This is a genomic window from Synechococcales cyanobacterium CNB, from assembly GCA_030263455.1.
Classification (GTDB): Bacteria; Planctomycetota; Phycisphaerae; order Phycisphaerales; family UBA1924; genus CAADGN01.
The window spans coordinates 545,523-563,203 of sequence record SZOZ01000002.1; the positions used below are offsets into that span (position 1 = coordinate 545,523).

Here is a 17,681-nt window from a genome sequence, read left to right on the forward strand (position 1 = left end):
GCATCCCGCGGCCTGGTCATGCGTCCGGGTCGCGACCGCCGATGAGCAGTCGGGAGGGCTGTGCGATGGCGGCGACGGCGTTTGTGCGCGTGGTGTCGGCTGGCGCGATGATCGCCCTGGCGGGGCTGGGGAGCGTGCTGGGGTATCGGTTCCTGCGCTCGCAGGCGGAGGCGGCGGTCTACCGCGACCGGCTGGCGACGCTCGCCGAGGAGTACGAGGGCCTGCGCGCCACGTACAACGAAGCGGTGCGGCGGACGGCCGTGACGGAGCTGGTCGTGCGCGACGGGCGGCTGAGCGTGCGCGTGCGGACTGCGGACGGGGCGATCCGGGAGACGCCGACGCCCTACGACCCGCGCGGCGAGGTGTACGTGGACTACGTGGTGCGCGACGGGCGGCTGTGGATCCGGCGCGTGTTCGATGCCTCGACGCCGCCGAGCAGGGCGGTGGTGATCGACCCCGCGTTCGGCGAGGTGGCGTGGGGAGACGGCGAGGTGGGCAAGGCGGTCTACCGGAGCCTGGGCGAAGGGCGATGGGTGGTGAGCGTGACAGGGGGGGGGTCGCTGGGGCTGGTGCGCGCAGGCGACGCGGACGAGGTGGAGTTGTCGAGCGCGCCGGCGGTGCGCGACTACGAACCGGCCCTGCGCGAGGCGGACGCGGCGGCGCGGGCGATCGGTCTGCGCGAGGTGCTGTCGTCGGCGATCGGGCGGTGAACGGTCCCGCCCTATAGTTGGCCCCGCATCGGAGGCCGCGCATGACGACGGTGAAGAAGTCCATGGACGACATCATGGCGCTGTGCAAGCGTCGGGGGTTCGTCTACCAGGCGAGCGATATCTACGGCGGGATCAACGGGTTCTGGGACTACGGGCCGCTGGGCGCGCAGTTGAAGAAGAACCTGCGCGACGCGTGGTGGGAGGACATGGTGATGCATCCGTGCCGCGGGCGGCGCGGGCCGGACGGGGAGCGTGTGCGGTGCGTGCCGCTGGAGACGTGCATCATCCAGCACCCGAAGGTGTGGGGGGCGAGCGGGCACGTGGCGGGGTTCAACGACCCGATGATCGACTGCCGCGAGTCGAAGATCCGCTACCGGGCCGACCACCTGCGCGCGGTGAAGGCGTCGGGCGAGCAGGGTCGGATGTTCGCGTTCGTCGAGGGGGACGAGGCGACGTTCGAGCAGGCGCTGAAGAAACTGGGCAAGTACGTGAAGCGCGACCTCGGGACGCACGACACGGAGATCGTGTCGCTGGCGGGGCTGGACGCGCAGGAACTGGCGCGGGTGGTCGGGCCGCACGCGAAGGAGCCGGGAACGCTCACGGAACCGCGCCAGTTCAACCTGATGTTCCGCACGTACATCGGGGCCACGGCGACGGAGGATGACAAGGCGTACCTGCGGCCGGAGACGGCGCAGGGCATCTTCGTGCAGTTCAAGAACGTGGTGGACACGACGCGCGTGAAGGTGCCGTTCGGGATCGGGAACACGGGGCGGAGTTTCCGCAACGAGGTGACGCCGCGCAACTTCACGTTCCGGTCGCGGGAGTTCGAGCAGGCCGAACTGGAGTTCTTCTGCCACCCTGACGAGGCCGCCGGCTGGTACGCCTTCTGGCGCGACTTCCGGCTCGAGTGGTGGCGGTCGGTGGGGCTGGGGAGCGACAACCTGCGACTGCGCGAGCACGAGAAGGACGAACTCTCCCACTACTCGACGGCGACGTGCGACATCGAGTACCGCTTCCCGTTCACCGCCCCTGACTTCGGCGAACTGGAGGGCGTGGCGCACCGCGGGTGCTTCGACCTGACGCAGCACGCGCAGCACTCGGGCGTGAAACTGGACTACTTCGACACCGAGCGGGGCGAGACGCTGCCGAACGGGTCGAGGAAGGGCGAGCGCTACGTGCCGCACGTGGTCGAGCCCGCGGCGGGGCTGGACCGGGGCGCGCTGGCGATCATGTGCGAGGCGTACACGCGCGACGAGAGCCGACCCAGCCCGGAGATCATGCGCTTCCACCCGCGGGTTGCGCCGATCAAGGCGGCCGTCTTCCCGCTGGTGAACAAGGACGGGATGCCCGAGGTCGCCGAGCGGCTGCACGAGGCGCTGTTCGCGCGGTTCGGCCGGACCGGCTTCGTCGAGATGGACGCGAAGCAGTCGATCGGCAAGCGCTACGCGCGAATGGACGAGGCAGGATGCCCGTGCTGCTTCACCGTGGACGGCGACACGCTGAAGGACCAGACGGTCACGGTGCGCGACCGCGACACCGGGGCGCAGGAGCGGATCGCGATCGACCGCGCGGCGGAGTACCTGGCGCAGCGACTCGGGTCGCAGCGTGCGTGAACGGCGAGCCCCGACCGTGGGGGAGCGGCATGTGAAGCGCTGGCAGGAAGAACCATTCCCTTACGGTCGTGGCTCATCGGGCGCGGGATTGGGTGCGCGTTGCGGGTCGGGGAAGTCGCGGTAGAGGGCGGAGCGGAAGTCGGTGACCATCGAGTAGACGGGCCGGTGCAGGGATTCGATCTCGCCGGCGCGGGTGGCCACGAGGGAGAAGGCGGCGTCGAGCTGGGCGAGGTCGCGCGTGGCGACGGTGATGCAGAACTCACCCAGATCGGACGGGCCGAAGCCCAGTTTGCGACGGGTGAGGGACCATGACTCGACGAGGCCCCTTGACTTCAGGTGGTCGAGGTAGGCGGCGGCATGGCGGGCGAACTCGGCGTCCTTGTGCGAGTCCTTGAGGTTGAACCACATGTGGTAGTGCTGCACGGCGGCCTCCGGGATGAGCGCGGACCGGCGCCCGGCAGGAGCGTAGCAGCGACAGGCTGAGCGACCGCCCGGATCGTGCGCGACCGAAAGACACCACCTTCGGCCCGGAGCAGCCGAAGGTGGTGGCACAGTCGGTGGAAGAGCGGCGGATTGGTCGGCGAGGGGCGGGGTCAGCGGCGCCGGCGTGCAGCGACGAGCGAGCCGAGGCCGAGGAGCGCGAGCGAGGCGGGCGCAGGCACGACCTGGCCGCGGATTTCACCGCCGGGGAAGACGGAGGAGTGGACGTTGATGTAGGTGAGTCCGTCGAGGAGGCCCTGGAGGTTGGTGGGGCTGAGCGTTCCTGAGCCGAAGAACGTGCCCGAGGTGGAGCCGGTTGTGGTGAAGCCGATGAGGATGCCGGCGTTCTGGCCGTAGTCGGCCAGGCCGTGGAGGTGCGCGCCGGTGACGCTGCCGAGCAGGCCATCGAAGGTGCCCGTGACATCGACGAAGCCCGTGGCGACATTGACCTCGACATGGGCGGTCCCGGTGGCGGGGGAAGCATTCGGCGGGACTTCCTCAAGCCCCGAGAGGGCGATGTCGTAGACCTTGATCTGCGCGGAAGCGGAGGCAGCGAGCAGGGCGGAAACAGCGACGCAAGCCGATCGACGCATGGTGATCTCTCCTATTCTCTCGTGCACGGGCGATCACCCGAAAACGGATGCGGCCCGAGCGGTCCCGGAATGCGCTGAAACCCCGTGGGCCGTCGGCCCAAACAAGAGGCAGCGACCCTCAGGGTACCGGTGGTGGGCGTGCCGGCGAAGACCGCACCGGACGGGAGTCCGTGTCTGAGAGGTGGTCGGGGCAAGTGGCGAAAGATTCCGCCGGTTCGAGGGCGGTGTAAGGGGGCCGATCGGTGTGGAAGGCTCTGATCATCGTGGGTGTGCTCGCCGTTGTCGGCGTGCTCGGCGCGGGCGGGTACGTGGTCGCGGCGACGCCGATCGGGGAAGGCATCCGCAAGGCGTTCAAGCGTGAGCCGCCGGCGGTCGAGGTGCGGTTGCACCACGCGGCCCGGGGTGGGCTGGTGCGGACGGTGAGCGCGCCGGGAACGATCGAGCCGCGGACGAAGGTGGAGATCAGCGCGCAGGTGTCGTCGCGGGTGGTTGCGCTGCCGTTCCGCGCCGGGCAGCGCGTGCGGCAGGGCGACGTGGTGGTGCGGCTGGACGCTCGCGACCTGATGGCGAGGCTCGAGGCGGCCAAGGCGAGGCTGGCGGCGCAGGAGGCGCGCCTGCGCGGCGCGGAGGCGACACTGGCGGTGGCGCGGTCCGAGTTCAACCGTCGCAAGGAGCTCTTCGAGAGCGGCGACGTGAGCCGGTCCGAGCTGGAACGCTCAGAGAACGACTACCTGCAGGCCGTGAGCGCGGCGGAGATGGTGCGTGCGGAGATCGACACGGCCCGGGCGCAGATCATCGAGGCGGAGAAGGACCTGGAGAACTCGGTGATCGAGTCACCGATCGACGGAGTGGTGACGAAGCTGAACGCCGAGGTGGGCGAGCTGGTCGTCATCGGCACCCTGAACAACCCCGGCTCGGTGATCATGGAGATCGCGGACCTGTCCGACATGCTGCTGCACGCGCGGGTGGACGAGTCGAACATCGCGGACGTCTCGGCGGGGCAGGAGGCGGCGATCCACGTGAACGCCTACCGGGAGACACCGTTCCGAGGCGTGGTGGAGCGCGTGGACCTGGTGCGGCAGACCTGGCGCGACGGGACGAACTACTTCCTTGTGGAGATCGTGGTGGACGCGGCCGCGGCGGGGCGCGAACTGCTCTCGGGGATGAACGCGACATGCGAGATCGAGGTGCAGGAACTGACGGGCGTGCTGGTGGTGCCGAGCCAGGCGGTGCTGGACCGGCGCGTGGACGAACTGCCCAAGGCGCTCGTGGAGAGCAGCCCGCAGATCGACCCGCGCAAGACGTTCGCACGGGTGGTGTTCGTGTTCGAGGAGGGCAAGGCGATCGCGCGGCCGGTGCAGGTCGGTCCGAGCGACCTGACGGACACCGTGATCCTGAGCGGGCTGCGCGAGTCGGACCGCGTCATCACCGGGCCGTACAAGTCGCTGATCAACCTGAAGCACGAAGGTTTGGTGAAGGAGGAGGGCACGGGGACCGGAGCAACAAAGGCGGCCGAGAGCGCGGAGCCGGTCGCCGATTCCTCTGAATGAAGAGCGGGCCGAAAGCACGAGAAGCGGCGGCAGAGGCGGCCGCCCTGCACGCACGTGAAGGGATTGAGGGCGCAGGCCTGTGACGATCCGGATCAAGAACCTGCACAAGGTCTACAAGCTCGGCGTCGAGCGGGTGCATGCGCTGCGCGGCGTGGACCTGACGATCGACCGCAACGAGTTCGTGGCGATCATGGGCGCGTCCGGCTCGGGCAAGAGCACGCTGATGAACGTGCTGGGGTGTCTCGACAGGCCGACGCGGGGAACGTACGAGCTGAACGGCAGGCCGACGCACAGGATGGGCGGGGCGTCGCTGGCGCGGGTGCGCAACGAGGAGATCGGGTTCATCTTTCAGAGTTTCGAGCTGCTGCCTCGGGCGACCGCGCTGAAGAACGTGATGCTGCCGCTGATCTACTCGCGCCGGCACTGGCGCTCGGCGCGGCGGCGCGCGGTCGAGGCGCTGGCGCGCGTCGGGCTGGCGGATCGCATGAGGCACAGGCCGAACCAACTCTCCGGCGGGCAGCGGCAGCGCGTGGCGATCGCGCGGGCGCTGGTGAACGGGCCGAGCCTGCTGCTCGCGGACGAGCCGACGGGGAACCTGGACTCGACGACGACGGAGGAGATCATCGCGCTCTTCCGCGCTCTGCACGCGGAGGGGCAGACGATCGTGATCGTGACGCACGAGGAGGAGGTCGCCGGGCACGCCTCGCGGATCATCCGGCTGCGGGACGGGCGGATCGTGAGCGACAACCCGACGGCGGCGGACCCGCTGCACCGGCAGTACCGCGAGTCGATGGCGGCGGCGGCGCGCGAGGCGGGGGTGGGGGCATGATCGTCGTCCGCATCATCGTGCAGACCCTCGGGCTGGCGCTCGGGCAGATCTGGGCGAACAAGGTCCGGTCGATCCTGACGACGCTGGGGGTGATCATCGGCGTGGCGTCGGTGGTCGCGGTGATCGCCGCGCTGCAGGGCCTTCGCCAGTCGGTGCTGACGCAGTTCGAGAAGATCGGGACGAAGCGCGTGTACATCGACGGGACGCTGCCTCGCAGCATGTGGAACCGGATGAGCTGGCGCGACGTGCAGCTGAAACTGGAGGAAGTGGAGGCCATCGCGGAGTTGTGCCCGTCGATCGAATCGATCACGCCGGAGTGGTGGGGCGGCTACCGGGCCGAGCACGCCGACTCGCTGCTCGAGAGCGTGGCGGTCGTGGGCATCTGGCCGACGTGGCACGGGATCGTCGGGCGGCAGGTGCTGATGGGCCGCCCCTTCAGCACGATCGACGAGGAGGAGCGTCGCTTCGTCTGCCTGGTCAACGAGGCGGCGATCGACGACCTGGGCCTGGACCGCGACCCGGTGGGGCAGCACGTCCTGCTGGCGGGGCGGCGGTTCCTGATCGTGGGCGTCGTCGAGACGATCCAGTTCTCGGCCATGTTCGGGGGGGGGGACCGCTCCACCGAGATCTTCATCCCCTTCGGCACCGCGCAGATCATGAACCCCAACGGGTGGATCAACCAGGCCTGGGGGCAGCTGGCCAGCCCGGACAAGGTGGACGACGCGCGGGCGGAAGTGGCAAGCGTGCTCCGCAGGATGCGCGAACTCAAGCCCAGCGACGAGGACACCTTCGAGGTGCAGGTCATCCAGCAGTTCATCGACCAGTTCAACGCCATGGCGGCCGCCATCACCGCGGGGGCGAGCGGGATCGTCGGCATCAGCCTGCTCGTCGGCGGGATCGGCATCATGAACATCATGCTGGTGTCCGTGAGCGAGCGAACGCGGGAGATCGGGCTGCGCAAGGCGGTGGGCGCGCGGCCCGCCGTCGTGCTCGTGCAGTTCCTCGTCGAGGCGGTGACGCTCTGCCTCGCAGGGGGGGGGCTGGGCATCCTCATCGGGCAGGGGCTGATCCTCGCCCTGCGGCAGATCCCGGACTCGCCCATGGAGCAGGCGTCCGTCCCGCCCTGGGCCATCATGCTGGCGGTCGGGTTCTCCGCGGGTGTGGGCGTGGTGTTCGGGATGTTCCCCGCGCTGAAGGCGGCACGGCTGGACCCGATCGTCGCGCTGCGACACGAATAGAGCAGAACGCAGAGGCCGCGGAGAGTGAACGCAGGGGCGCAGAGCGGGAAGGAATGGATCCGAAGGCGGTCCGAGCCGGAGACGAGCATTGAGCCGACAACTCCCACGATCTCTCGCGTCGAGATGCCCGGTATCCACCGGGCGTTCTCTGCGTTCGTTCTCCGCGGCCTCCGCGTTCCTGCTCGCCGGGTGCGCGACGAACCCGCTCTTCCCGCACGGCAGCGACTATGCGCCGGGCGGATTGCGAGAGAGGCTTCGCACGGCCGAGCCGTTCCGCCTGGAGGAACACCGGGCCGCGCAGCAGCCGGATCCGAAGGAACTGGCCTCGCCCCGCTCGCGCTTCGAGGGCGCGGAGCGCGTCGAACTGACGCTGGAGCAGTGCCGGGCCACCGCACTGGAGCGGAACCTCAACCTGCGGGTCGCGCTGCTGGAACCCGCGATCGCCAACGAGAGCGTCTCGGAAGAGGAGGGCCGGTTCAACGCGGTCTTCACCACGCGGGCGCTCTGGTCGGACACCGACTCCCCCACCGCTTCCGACCTGGATTCGGCCCAGCGGGAGTTCGGGCTGCTCGAACCGGGCGTGACGATCCCCCTGCGCACCGGCGGCACGGCGACGGTCGGCCTGCCGATGACGCGCACCGAGACCAACAACATCTTCAGCACGCTGAATCCGGCGTACACGTCGGACCTGGAACTCTCGATCAGCCACAACCTGCTGCGCGGAGCCGGGCGACGCGCGAACACGCACGGCATCCGCATCGCGTCGTACGGGCGGCAGACGGCCGAGGCCCGCACGAAGGCGGAGGTCATCCGGCAACTGGCCGCGGTCGATCGCGCGTACTGGCGGCTGTACCGGGCGCGGGGTGAACTCGACGTGCGACAGCAGCAGTACGAACTGGCGGTACGACAACTCGAACGGGCGCGGCGTCGCTTCGGCGCGGGGCTCGCGCCCGAGATCGAGGTGATCCGAGCGGAAGCGGGCGTGGCGGAGCGGCTCGAGGCGATCATCATCGCCGAGAACGCCGCACTGGCCCAGCAGCGGGAACTCAAGCGGCTGGTGAACCTGCCGGACCTCGGGCCGGAGTCGTCGGCGCAGGTTCTGCCCTCGTCGCCACCGGACCCCGTGCGCTACGAGTTCGATCCGGTTGCGCTCACGCAGGCGGCGGTCGAGAACCGCATGGAGATGCTGGAACTGGAGCTGCAACTGGCGATGGACGCGCTGAACGTGGAGTTCAACCGCAACCAGGCGTTGCCGCTGATCGTCCTGGACTACACCTACCGGATCAACGGCTTGGGCGAGGACGCGGGGTCGTCGTTCCGGACGCTGCGCGACAACCGCTTCGAGGACTGGCAGCTGGGGCTGCGTGCCGAGGTGCCCCTGGGCAACGAGGAACGCGAGTCGCGGGTGCGCCGGTCGATGATCCAGCGGCTGCAGCGGCTCGGGACGCGCGATGCCCGCGAGCAGGCCATCCGATCCGAGACACTGGACGCGATCGACGCGATCGAGGCGGGGTGGCAGCGCGTGCTGGCGTCGCGCCAGGCGGCGATCCTTGCGGCGCGGACGTTCGCGGCCGAGGAGCGACAGTTCGGCGTCGGCGCCTCGACGACGAACGACGTGCTGGACGCGGCGGCTCGCCTGGCGGACGCGCAGAGCGCGGAGTTGCGCGCCATCGTGGATTACCAGATCGCGCAGGTGGACCTCGCGTTCGCCACGGGGACGCTGCTCGGAGCGAACCGCGTGAGTTTCGAGCCGACGGACCCGCTGGGGCGGGTCGAGCGGCGCGAGCGACGCTGGGGCGAGTGACAGCGCGCGAAAAAACGCCCCGCCGGGGGGGCGGGGCGCGTGGTCAGGGGTTCGTCGCGATGGCGATTACTGGCACTGATTCCAGGAGGCGAGGTAGGCGAGGACGTCGAGGGTGTTGATGACGCCGTCGTTGTTCCAGTCGGCCTTCTTGTCCTTGGCTCCGTAGAGGTTGAGGAACTCGAGCATGTCGAGCGTGTTGGCGACGGTATCGCCGTTGAGGTCGGCGGTGCAGGCCATGGACTTGGCCTTCTCGACGGCGGCGAGGATGTCCACGAATCCCGCGCCGTAGGTGTTGTCGGGGCCGGCCGTGCCGCGGTCGATGGCGGTGTCCTTGAGGATCTGCTTCACGTCGTAGTGGTCGAGGTTGGGATTGGCCCTGAGCATGAGGGCGATGCCGCCGGAGACGTGCGGGGTGGCCATGGAGGTGCCGCTGGCGGTGGTGTAGCCGTTGCAGAAGTTGTGGGAGACGGTGTTGTCGCCCGGTGCGGAGATGGTGGGCTTGAGCTTGCCGGGGGGGTAGGGCCAGTCGTTGTAGGGCGCGACGCTCTGCCAGGTGACCGGTCCGCGGCTGGAGAAGCCGGTGATGTTCATGTTGCAGTCGGTGGCGCCGACGGTGATCATGTCGGGCACGTCGCCCGGTGTGCGCACGTTGTCGAAGGGCGGGAAGCTGGTGCCCTCGTTCCCCGCGGCGAAGACGACGACAACGCCGGTGGCGAAGGCGTTCTCGCAGATCTGCCGCCAGGTCGCGCGGGCCGGGTTCCAGATGTGGAGCCAGCCGAGGCTCGCGGTGAGGACGTCCGCGCCGTTGGCCAGGCCGTACTGCATGCAGTTCCAGACGCTGGCCTCGCCGGAGAGGTTGTTCCAGAACTTGAGGGTCATGATCTGGGCGTCGGGCGCCATGCCGCACTGTGTGCCCTGCGTGCCGTCGCCGGCGACGGTGCCCGCGACGTGTGAGCCGTGGAAGTTGTTGTCGTTGACGTTGTTGTTGTTGTTCTCGAAGTTCCAGCCGTAGACGTCGTCGATGAAGCCGTTGCCGTCGTCGTCGATGCCGTTGCCCGGGATCTCGCCGGGGTTCGTCCAGAGTTGGTTCTTGATGTCGGGGTGGGTGAGGCAGGTGCCGGTGTCAATGACGCCGACGATGACGCCCTGGCCGGTGTTGCCCTGCGCCCAGACCTGCGGGGCCTTCATGACGTTCACGCCGCACTCGATCGCGGCGGTGACGGGATCGTCGCCCTTGATGACAGGGAAGACCTCAGGCCCGACGAGCGCCTCGCGGTGGACGAAGGCGACGTCGTCGCGCGCGGCGAGAGCGGCCTCGAGTTCGGGCGTCACGTGGGCCGCGACGGCGTTGGTCAGCCAGAGCGACCAGATGTTGTCGGCCTTGCCGTTCGCCGCTGCCGCCTCGAGCTCGGCGAGCACCCCGCCCTGAGTCTCCTGCGCCACCTGCTGGAGCGTGGAGATCACGATCTGGCGGCGCAGTTCCTTGTTGTTGAGGTTGCGGAGCAGTTGCACGTCGAAGGGCGGCGCCTGCTCCTTCATCACGATGACGACCGGCGTCAGCCCGTTGATCTCGACCCGCTCCAGCTGCTGGCCGCTCACCAGCGCGGGCGCGCCGACCACGGCGCACAGCCCGACCACTCCCAGCAATGACTTCTTCCTCCGCATGGCATGCTCCTGTCTTCGTGTCGCCCGGAGCGGAACCCATGGCCGGGTATTGCGTCCTCCCCGGAACCCGCCGGGTGAGTCGTCCGCCCCGTCTGACGCCACTGTACCGGATCATCCCGGACGAAGAAACGCCTATTTCCACACACCGCAACTTTCCTTCTCCGCCACTCGCCGTGCCCGAGCCGACGAACAGCACCGGCAAGGGGAACCCCCTTCCCTATACTCTCGGCCCCCGCGGGGGTACCGGAGCCGATCGGACATGCTCAAGCGAACCCACTCCTGCGGCCAGCTCCGCGAGGAGCACGTCGGACAGACCGCCACACTCGCCGGATGGGTGAACTCGTACCGGTCCCACGGGCAGGGCCTGGTCTTCGTGGACCTGCGTGACCGGGACGGCATCACCCAACTGGTCTTCGAAACCGAGGACGCACCGGCTGAGGTCGTCCGGGCAGCGGACAAGGTCCGCAACGAGGACGTGATCGCCGTGCGGGGCGAGGTGCGCCTGCGCAAGGGTGGGCCGAACCCGAAACTGGCCACCGGGCGGGTTGAACTGGTGGTCAAAGCACTCGATGTTCTGGCGAAGACGGACAACCCGCCATTCCTGCCGAGCGACGAGGAGAACCTTCCCGCCGAGGAGACGCGGCTGCGTTATCGGTACCTGGACCTGCGCCGGCCGCGGATGCAGCGGACTCTTCGACTGCGGCACCGGGTGGCAAAGGTGACGCGGGACTACTTCGACGAGCAGGGCTTCACGGAGGTGGAGACGCCGATCCTGTGCAAGAGCACGCCGGAGGGGGCGCGGGACTTCATCGTGCCGAGCAGGCTGCAGCCGGGCATGTGGTACGCGCTGCCGCAAAGCCCGCAGTTGTTCAAGCAGATCCTGATGGTGGCGGGGTTCGAGAAGTACCTGCAGGTGTGCCGGTGCTTCCGCGACGAGGACCCGCGCGCGGACCGGCAGGCTGAGTTCACGCAGATCGACCTCGAGATGTCGTTCGTCGAGCGCGAGGACGTGATGGCGGTGATGGAGGGGTTCGCGCGCCGCCTGTGGGGCGAGGTCGCGGGGATCGACGTGCCGCCGATGCAGCGCATGACGTACCGCGAGGCGATGGACCGCTTCGGGATCGACCGCCCCGACACGCGGTTCGGGCTGGAACTCGTGGACGTCTCAGACCTGGCGCGGCGCACCGATTTCAAGGTCTTCCACGATGCCATCGCCAAGCGCAGGGGCGTGGTGAAGGCGATCCGCGTGCCGGGCGGCGCGGAGAAACTCACCCGCAAACTGACGGACGGGTACTCGGAGTTCGTCAAGCAGTTCGGCGCGGGCGGTGTGCCGGTCGTGAAACTGACCGGCGCTGGCCTGGAGACCGGCATCGCCCGGTTCCTCGAACCGGTGAAGGACGAACTGATCGCGCGGCTCGGCCTGCTGCCGGGCGACACCGCGCTCTTCGGGGCGGACTCGTACTCGGTATGCACGAAGTCGATGGGCGAGCTGCGCCTGCGCGTGGCGCGCGATCTCGGGATGATCCCGGAAGACCGGTGGAACTTCCTCTGGGTCGTGGACTTCCCGATGTTCGAGTTCGACGAGAAGGAGGGGCGGTTCTTCGCCATGCACCACCCGTTCACCGCCCCGAACCCGGACCAGGTCGAGGCGTTCCTCGCGGCGAGAGCCGACGACCGCGACACAATCGAGGGGATCGTCTCGGCGGGGTACGACCTGGTGCTCAACGGGTCCGAGATCGGAGGGGGGTCGATCCGTATCCACCGGCGCGAGGTGCAGGAGAAGGTCTTCGGGCTGCTGGGCATCTCGCCGGAGGAGGCGAAGATCAAGTTCTCGTTCCTGCTCGACGCGCTGCGCTTCGGCGCGCCGCCGCACGGCGGGATCGCGTTCGGGCTGGACCGGCTGGTGATGCACTTGGCGGGAACGGACAACATCCGCGACGTCATCGCGTTCCCGAAGACGCAGATCGGGGCGGACCTGATGACCGGCGCGCCGGGGCCGGTCTCGCCGGAACAACTCGTCGAACTGCACGTGCGGGGGACGTATGAGGGGGAGTGAGAGAGTCCGCAAGTGACGGAGTGACGGAGAGCGTGAGACGGCGACTGGGTTCCCTCGCTCCCTCTCAGCCTGGATCCCTTGTTTCCTTGATTTCTCGACCCCTTCCCCCGTGCCTTCCGAAGGAGCCGCCATGCGCATCCGAATGACGACCTCGATGGGCGACGTCGTGCTCGAACTCGACACAGAGAACGCGCCCGTCACCACGGAGAACTTCCTGGCCTACGTGGACGACGGGCACTACGACGGCACGATCTTCCACCGCGTGATCGACGGGTTCATGATCCAGGGCGGCGGGTTCACGCCGGACATGAAGCAGAAGCGGACGCGACCGGGCATCGCCAACGAATGGCGCAACGGGCTGAAGAACCGGCGGGGGACGATCGCCATGGCGCGGCTCGGGGGCAAGCCGGACTCGGCCACCGCCCAGTTCTTCATCAACGTCAAGGACAATGCCTTCCTCGACCAGCCGCAGAGCGACGGCGCGGCCTACGCGGTGTTCGGAAAGGTGGTCGAGGGGATGGACGTGGTTGACCGCATCAAGGGCGTGCGCACCGGCAGCAAGGGCGGGCACGACGACGTGCCGGTCCAGCTGGTCGTGATCGAGAGCGTGTCGCGGGACTGAACGCGGGAGCGACAACGGACAGCCGACAGCGGACTTTCGATCCGCTCACCCGCTTCAGCGCTCCGTCAGTTCAGCCCGTACTTGAGGATGCACCAGACGGCGGCCACGCCGTCGCGCCAGGTGATCTTCTTGCCCTCGGCGTAGGTTCGTCCGGCGTAACTCACCGGCACCTCGTAGATGCGGGCGGGGCGTGTCTCGCCCTCGCGGTCCTCGTGCTGCAGGCGGAGGCGGGCGAGTTTGGCGACCAGTTCCGGCTCGACGCCGAAGCGGTTCTCCTCGATGCGGATGCGCTCCAGGGCCTCGCGCCTGAAGGCCTTGAAGCAGCACTCGATGTCGGAGAGGTTGAGGTTCGTCAGCATGTTGCTGAGCGTGGTAATCACGCGGTTCGCCACCGAGTGCCAGTAGTAGAGGACGCGGTGCGCCTGCCCCTGGAAGCGCGTGCCGATGACGGCATCCGCCCGCCCGTCGAGGATCGGCCGCAGCAGCGCGGCGTGGTCGGCGGGGTCGTACTCGAGATCCGCGTCGTGGACGAGCACGACGTCCGCGCCGTCGGCGAGGGCCGCCGCGAAGCCGGAACGCAACGCCGCTCCCTTGCCCATGTTGCGCTTGTGGATCACCGTCAGCACGTCGGGTCGCTCGCCGAGGAGGCGCACGATGCGCGGCGTGTCGTCGGTCGAGCCGTCGTCAACCAGGATCAGGCGGCGTTCGAGGGGTTGCGAGCCGCCTGTGGTGGCTGGCGCCGGCACGGCGTCGAGGCGAGCGACCGCCTCGGCGAGCGTCGCCTCCTCGTTGAACACAGGCATGACCACGGCCAGGCGCACGGAGAGGAGCGTATCGCGGACACCCCGGCCCCGCCCGAAACCCGGCCGTGCGCGACCCGTACACTCACGCCGTGCCCGCGCGCCAACGCCCTGCCCCCGCCTTGCTGCTGCTCGCTGCCTTCGTCGCGGCGGCGTGCCCCCCCCTTGTGTCGGCCCAGCGACTGGACCTCGGGGGCGTGCGCGTGCCGGAGCGGGGTGAAGGTCGGGCCGCGCTGGCGGTCGCCGCTCTCATGGAGGATCAGGCGCGGACCATCGAGGCCCGCGACACCACGGCCCCGGCGCGGGTGCGGGTGGCGGCCCGGCGTCTGGCGGCCGCGCTGATCCGCTCGGGGGAGGAGGCCGGCGAGCGGGGGAGCGTGCGCGTGCTGACCGGACGGACGCTCGCGGGCAGAATGGCCGACCTCGATTCGCTGCTGACAAACCCGACCACCCTGCCGGAGCCGATGCTGCACGCGGCGGCGGATGAGCTCTTGCTGCTGGGCGCGGCGGTACCGCCGGATGACAACGAACTGGACCGGGCGATCCGCGATGCCCTCGCGCCGCTGACGACGCTGGCGGGCAGGCCGAACGAAGCGACCGGGTGGTTCGTCGAGGGCGAGCGTGGGCTGCCGGACGGCGCATCACTGGGCTGGCTCGCCGATGCGCTCGACGGGCTGTCGGCCGGTGGGTCGCTCTCGGACGATGCGGCGCGGGCCGTTGGCGCGCTGAGCGAACGAACACGACTCGCGGCGGGGTGGCCTGCGTACGCGCGGTCGGCGGCGGCGGCGGCACGCGCTGCACTGGACACCCACGCAGCCATCGAATCGCTGCCGGCATGGGTGACACGGGAGGGGCGCGGGCGGCTGCGAGACGACCTCGACCGAGCGCTCATCGCGCTGACGAACGCCTCGCTCGCGCCGTCGGCGATGGCTTCACTGCGCGAGCTCCGCACGCTGGCCTCGATCGCGGCGAGAATGGACGCCATCGACGCGGCACGTCCCGGCTCGAGGCAGGCGCGCGAAGCCTGGCTGCGCCTCGTCGCGGCCGACCCGAACGACCCGAGGCGTGTCGGCGCGGCGCCAGCGCGGATCGGTGCGGCAATGGACCGGGCGCTCTCGCTGGTGGAATCGCGGGCCGCGCTGCCGGACGAATCGACGGTGGCGCGGCAGGTCCGGCCCGCGCTGCGCTCGCTGGCCGACGCGACACGCGACGGCGAGCCGCGCGTGCTGGCGGTGCTGGCGAGCATGCTTGAGCAGCCCGACCCAGCGACCGACCCGGCGATCATGGCCGCCCTGAACGCCCAGCAACGTGCGGTGGACGATGCGCGAATGCTGCTCGCGCTGAACCGGCTCCTGTGCGAGTGGGTCGGTTCCGGCGCGCCCGGCGAGGCGCCGACGCCGGAGAGCGAGCCGCGCACGCGAGAGCCGACGCCGGTGCGCGCCATGCTGCCGCTGGCGGAGCGCGTGCGCGCGCTTGGGGTCGAACTCGGCCGGCCCGCGTCTCGCGACGCCGCGCTCGCGGAGTTGCGGACGCTGGCCGAGACTGCCCCGCTGCTCTTCGACATGCCCGGACTCGCAGAACTGACGGCCGACCCGAACGAACGCGGGTGGCGCGAGGCGACGGGCGGGCGTGGAGACGAGATCGTGCGTGCCGCGGCGGCGGCGCGGGCGGCGTGGGTCGAGTCGGCCTCGTCGGATCGCCTCGCGGACCGGCGCAGCGCAGACACGGAACGTCTGCGGACGCTCGCGGCGACGCTGGCGGCGCAGCGCGATGCGGCGTCCTACCTGCGGCTGGTCGCGTCGTCGTCACCCATGCCCGGTGCGGCGCAGTCGTGGCCGGGGTGGGAGCTCTCGGCGCGCGGGCTGGCTGCGCTCGGGCCGCGCGTGCGGGCGGAATCGCCCTCGCGCGCGCTCTCGCTGCGAGATGAAGCCCCGGCCGCCCTGCTGGCGGGCAGGCTCGAACGGCTGGCGGCGGCACGGGGGATCGGCGCTCGACGCGACCTGTTCCACGAGGTCGCGATCGGACCTCCGCGCGATGGTTCCTGGCTCGCAGATCGTCGCGGCGCGCTCGCGGCGGTCTGCCGGTACGCGGAGGAAGCGGTGCACGCGGCGGCATCGAACGAGCCGAGCCGAGCCGAGGAACTGCTGCGCTACGTCAACGACCGCGCGAAGCCGCTGCTGGCTTCGCTGCCCGAGGAGTGACCGTAGACGCGGTGAACGCGCAAGCCCTGACGCTCGTAGACCCCGCGGCGTTCCCAGACCGCACTCTCGTGCAGGAACGTGCTGATGAGCACGTCGGTCGCGCCCGTGAGCGCGGCATCGGTGGGCGCGACGACGGGAACGCCGCGGATCGCCCCTCCCTGGCGGGCGGGGTCGTCGTCGCTGAAGGCGACGACGCAGGCGGGCGACTCGGCGAGCACTTCGGCGAGTTCGGTCGTGTGCCGTCCCGCACCGTGGACGACGATGCGCCGACCGGCGAGGCGGTCCAGCACCGCTCGCATCCGTTCGGCCGCGTCTGCGGGCACGGTCGTAAACGCGACCGCACGGTCCTGCGCCCAGCGGCGCGCCGGCGCGGCGGCGCAGCCGTCGAGGATCGCGGCGTACGCGCCGGCCATGCGCTCGACGCTGAAGCAGTCGCGAGCACGCTTCGCCGCGGCCGCACCGGCGCGGTGCGGGCCGGCGCGGATCGCCCGCTGAACAGCGTCGGCCATCGCGTCGCCCGTCGCGGCGTCGTCCCCGTCGTCGGCGTCGACGAGGAAGCCGGTCACGCCCTCGGTGATCTGCTCCCCCGCGCCGGAGGCGGTGCGCGTGATGACCGGCGTGCAACCGCGCGCCATGGCTTCGAGCACGGAGACGCTCAGCCCCTCGTAGCGCGATGCGAGAACGAAGAGATCGGCGGCGTCGAGCAACGCGGCGATACCCGCGGGCGAGCGCGGCGGGAGGCGGCGCACCCACGAGCGGCTCGCGCAGGCCGCGTCGATCTCGGGGCAGGCAGGCCCGTCGCCGACCAACGCGAGTTCGTGCGCGACGCCGCGGGCGGCGAGCGCATCGGACATGGCGACGAGCGATCGCACCCGCTTCTGCTCGTGCTCGATGCGCCCCGCGTAGAGCAGACGAACCGGACGCCCGGCGAGCGGCGGGCGCGGCGCGGCGACGCCCGACGCCTCCACACCGTAGGGAATGCGGTGCACGTCGGCGGCCCGCGCGGGCAGGTTGCGGCGCAATCGGTCGGTGATCCGCTCGCTCACGCCGACGAAGGCATGGACGATCGGCTCGAAATGGGCGCACACGGCGTCGTTGTAGGCAAGGTCGGAGTGGTGGACGGCGATCGTGCGGACGGCGTCGGCGTGTGCGCGCGTGAGTTCGGCCGCGACGGCGTAGCACTCGCCGACCAGGTTCGGGCTGAGCACGACCGGACCGCCGGGGCGCGCCCCGAGCGAACGCGCCGCGGCCAGGTATGCCGGCGCGAACGCGCCCCCTCCCTCGGCGTCGAGGCGGGGCAGGCGGCGCAGGTCGAAGATGCGCACACCGGGGTGGAGGGCGACGTCGATGGGTCGCTGACCGGGCGGCTCGGGGTGGAGGACGAGGCCGCACACCCGCCCGGAGGCGGCGAGCGCGGACGCGAGCCGCACGGCCCAGGTGGTGACGCCGCTGGCGTTCAGGCCGTCGGGGAGCGCGATGAGGAGCGGCGCGCCCCACGTCATGCATCGGCCCTCGGGGCG

14 protein-coding genes are annotated in these 17,681 nt (G+C 70.2%); 9 read left to right on the forward strand and 5 right to left on the reverse strand.

Annotated elements, in window-relative coordinates; genetic code table 11:
- Positions 1–65 precede the first annotated feature (65 nt).
- Together FBT69_03925 and FBT69_03930 are read left to right on the forward strand one after the other, a co-directional pair.
- A complete protein-coding gene (locus FBT69_03925) occupies positions 66–710 on the forward strand; it encodes a hypothetical protein (GenBank protein MDL1903948.1) in 645 nt (214 codons plus the stop codon).
- 62 nt (positions 711–772) lie between these two features.
- A complete protein-coding gene (locus tag FBT69_03930; GenBank protein ID MDL1903949.1) occupies positions 773–2,323 on the forward strand; it encodes a glycine--tRNA ligase in 1,551 nt (516 codons plus the stop codon).
- A 60-nt stretch (positions 2,324–2,383) separates the two neighbouring features.
- Here FBT69_03930 and FBT69_03935 read toward each other — a convergent pair whose 3' ends face one another.
- Both FBT69_03935 and FBT69_03940 read right to left on the reverse strand, forming a co-directional pair.
- Complete coding sequence (locus tag FBT69_03935) at positions 2,384–2,746, reverse strand: hypothetical protein (protein ID MDL1903950.1); 363 nt, start codon at positions 2,744–2,746, stop codon at positions 2,384–2,386.
- 170 nt (positions 2,747–2,916) lie between these two features.
- Entirely contained in the window at positions 2,917–3,396 is a 480-nt protein-coding gene (locus FBT69_03940; GenBank protein MDL1903951.1) for a CHRD domain-containing protein, read from the reverse strand.
- A gap of 242 nt (positions 3,397–3,638) precedes the next feature.
- Here FBT69_03940 and FBT69_03945 point away from each other — a divergent pair, with 242 nt between their 5' ends.
- From FBT69_03945 to FBT69_03960, 4 genes are all read left to right on the forward strand, one after another.
- On the forward strand, positions 3,639–4,946 hold the full coding sequence (locus FBT69_03945; GenBank protein ID MDL1903952.1) for an efflux RND transporter periplasmic adaptor subunit: 1,308 nt from the start codon (positions 3,639–3,641) through the stop codon (positions 4,944–4,946).
- A 79-nt stretch (positions 4,947–5,025) separates the two neighbouring features.
- Positions 5,026–5,775 carry an ABC transporter ATP-binding protein gene (locus tag FBT69_03950; GenBank protein ID MDL1903953.1) on the forward strand — a complete coding sequence of 250 codons (750 nt, stop codon included), beginning with the start codon at positions 5,026–5,028 and terminating at the stop codon, positions 5,773–5,775.
- Positions 5,772–7,013, forward strand: coding sequence for an FtsX-like permease family protein (locus FBT69_03955; GenBank protein ID MDL1903954.1), 1,242 nt, complete (start codon positions 5,772–5,774; stop codon positions 7,011–7,013). The genes FBT69_03950 and FBT69_03955 overlap by 4 nt, the downstream gene beginning before the upstream one ends.
- A gap of 88 nt (positions 7,014–7,101) precedes the next feature.
- Positions 7,102–8,817, forward strand: coding sequence for a TolC family protein (locus FBT69_03960; GenBank protein ID MDL1903955.1), 1,716 nt, complete (start codon positions 7,102–7,104; stop codon positions 8,815–8,817).
- A 66-nt stretch (positions 8,818–8,883) separates the two neighbouring features.
- Here FBT69_03960 and FBT69_03965 read toward each other — a convergent pair whose 3' ends face one another.
- On the reverse strand, positions 8,884–10,482 hold the full coding sequence (locus tag FBT69_03965; GenBank protein MDL1903956.1) for a hypothetical protein: 1,599 nt from the start codon (positions 10,480–10,482) through the stop codon (positions 8,884–8,886).
- A 259-nt stretch (positions 10,483–10,741) separates the two neighbouring features.
- Between FBT69_03965 and aspS the strand changes: the two genes are divergently transcribed.
- Both aspS and FBT69_03975 read left to right on the forward strand, forming a co-directional pair.
- Positions 10,742–12,538, forward strand: coding sequence for an aspartate--tRNA ligase (gene aspS, locus FBT69_03970; GenBank protein ID MDL1903957.1), 1,797 nt, complete (start codon positions 10,742–10,744; stop codon positions 12,536–12,538).
- Positions 12,539–12,668: 130 nt separating this feature from the next.
- Positions 12,669–13,160, forward strand: a complete 492-nt coding sequence (locus FBT69_03975; GenBank protein ID MDL1903958.1) for a peptidyl-prolyl cis-trans isomerase — start codon at positions 12,669–12,671, stop codon at positions 13,158–13,160.
- A gap of 65 nt (positions 13,161–13,225) precedes the next feature.
- On the opposite strand, the gene FBT69_03980 is transcribed toward FBT69_03975, so the two are convergent.
- Positions 13,226–13,963: a glycosyltransferase family 2 protein gene (locus FBT69_03980; GenBank protein MDL1903959.1), complete on the reverse strand. Its 738-nt coding sequence runs from the start codon at positions 13,961–13,963 to the stop codon at positions 13,226–13,228.
- Positions 13,964–14,052: 89 nt separating this feature from the next.
- Here FBT69_03980 and FBT69_03985 point away from each other — a divergent pair, with 89 nt between their 5' ends.
- The gene (locus tag FBT69_03985; protein ID MDL1903960.1) at positions 14,053–16,161 is read left to right on the forward strand and encodes a hypothetical protein; all 2,109 of its coding nucleotides are present in this window, start codon (positions 14,053–14,055) and stop codon (positions 16,159–16,161) included.
- Here the strand turns inward: FBT69_03985 and FBT69_03990 are convergent.
- Entirely contained in the window at positions 16,110–17,663 is a 1,554-nt protein-coding gene (locus tag FBT69_03990) for a glycosyltransferase (protein MDL1903961.1), read from the reverse strand. The two genes, FBT69_03985 and FBT69_03990, sit on opposite strands and share 52 nt — an antisense overlap.
- Positions 17,664–17,681 lie beyond the last annotated feature (18 nt).

Bases quoted from the DNA above. Each gene is read 5' to 3' on its own strand.
- FBT69_03925 (MDL1903948.1), top strand. From the start codon at position 66: ATGGCGGCGACGGCGTTTGTGCGCGTGGTGTCGGCTGGCGCGATGATC.
- FBT69_03930 (MDL1903949.1), top strand. From the start codon at position 773: ATGGACGACATCATGGCGCTGTGCAAGCGTCGGGGGTTCGTCTACCAG.
- FBT69_03940 (MDL1903951.1), bottom strand. From the start codon at position 3,396: ATGCGTCGATCGGCTTGCGTCGCTGTTTCCGCCCTGCTCGCTGCCTCC.
- FBT69_03955 (MDL1903954.1), top strand. From the start codon at position 5,772: ATGATCGTCGTCCGCATCATCGTGCAGACCCTCGGGCTGGCGCTCGGG.
- FBT69_03965 (MDL1903956.1), bottom strand. From the start codon at position 10,482: ATGCGGAGGAAGAAGTCATTGCTGGGAGTGGTCGGGCTGTGCGCCGTG.
- aspS (MDL1903957.1), top strand. From the start codon at position 10,742: ATGCTCAAGCGAACCCACTCCTGCGGCCAGCTCCGCGAGGAGCACGTC.
- FBT69_03975 (MDL1903958.1), top strand. From the start codon at position 12,669: ATGCGCATCCGAATGACGACCTCGATGGGCGACGTCGTGCTCGAACTC.
- FBT69_03980 (MDL1903959.1), bottom strand. From the start codon at position 13,963: ATGCCTGTGTTCAACGAGGAGGCGACGCTCGCCGAGGCGGTCGCTCGC.
- FBT69_03990 (MDL1903961.1), bottom strand. From the start codon at position 17,663: ATGACGTGGGGCGCGCCGCTCCTCATCGCGCTCCCCGACGGCCTGAAC.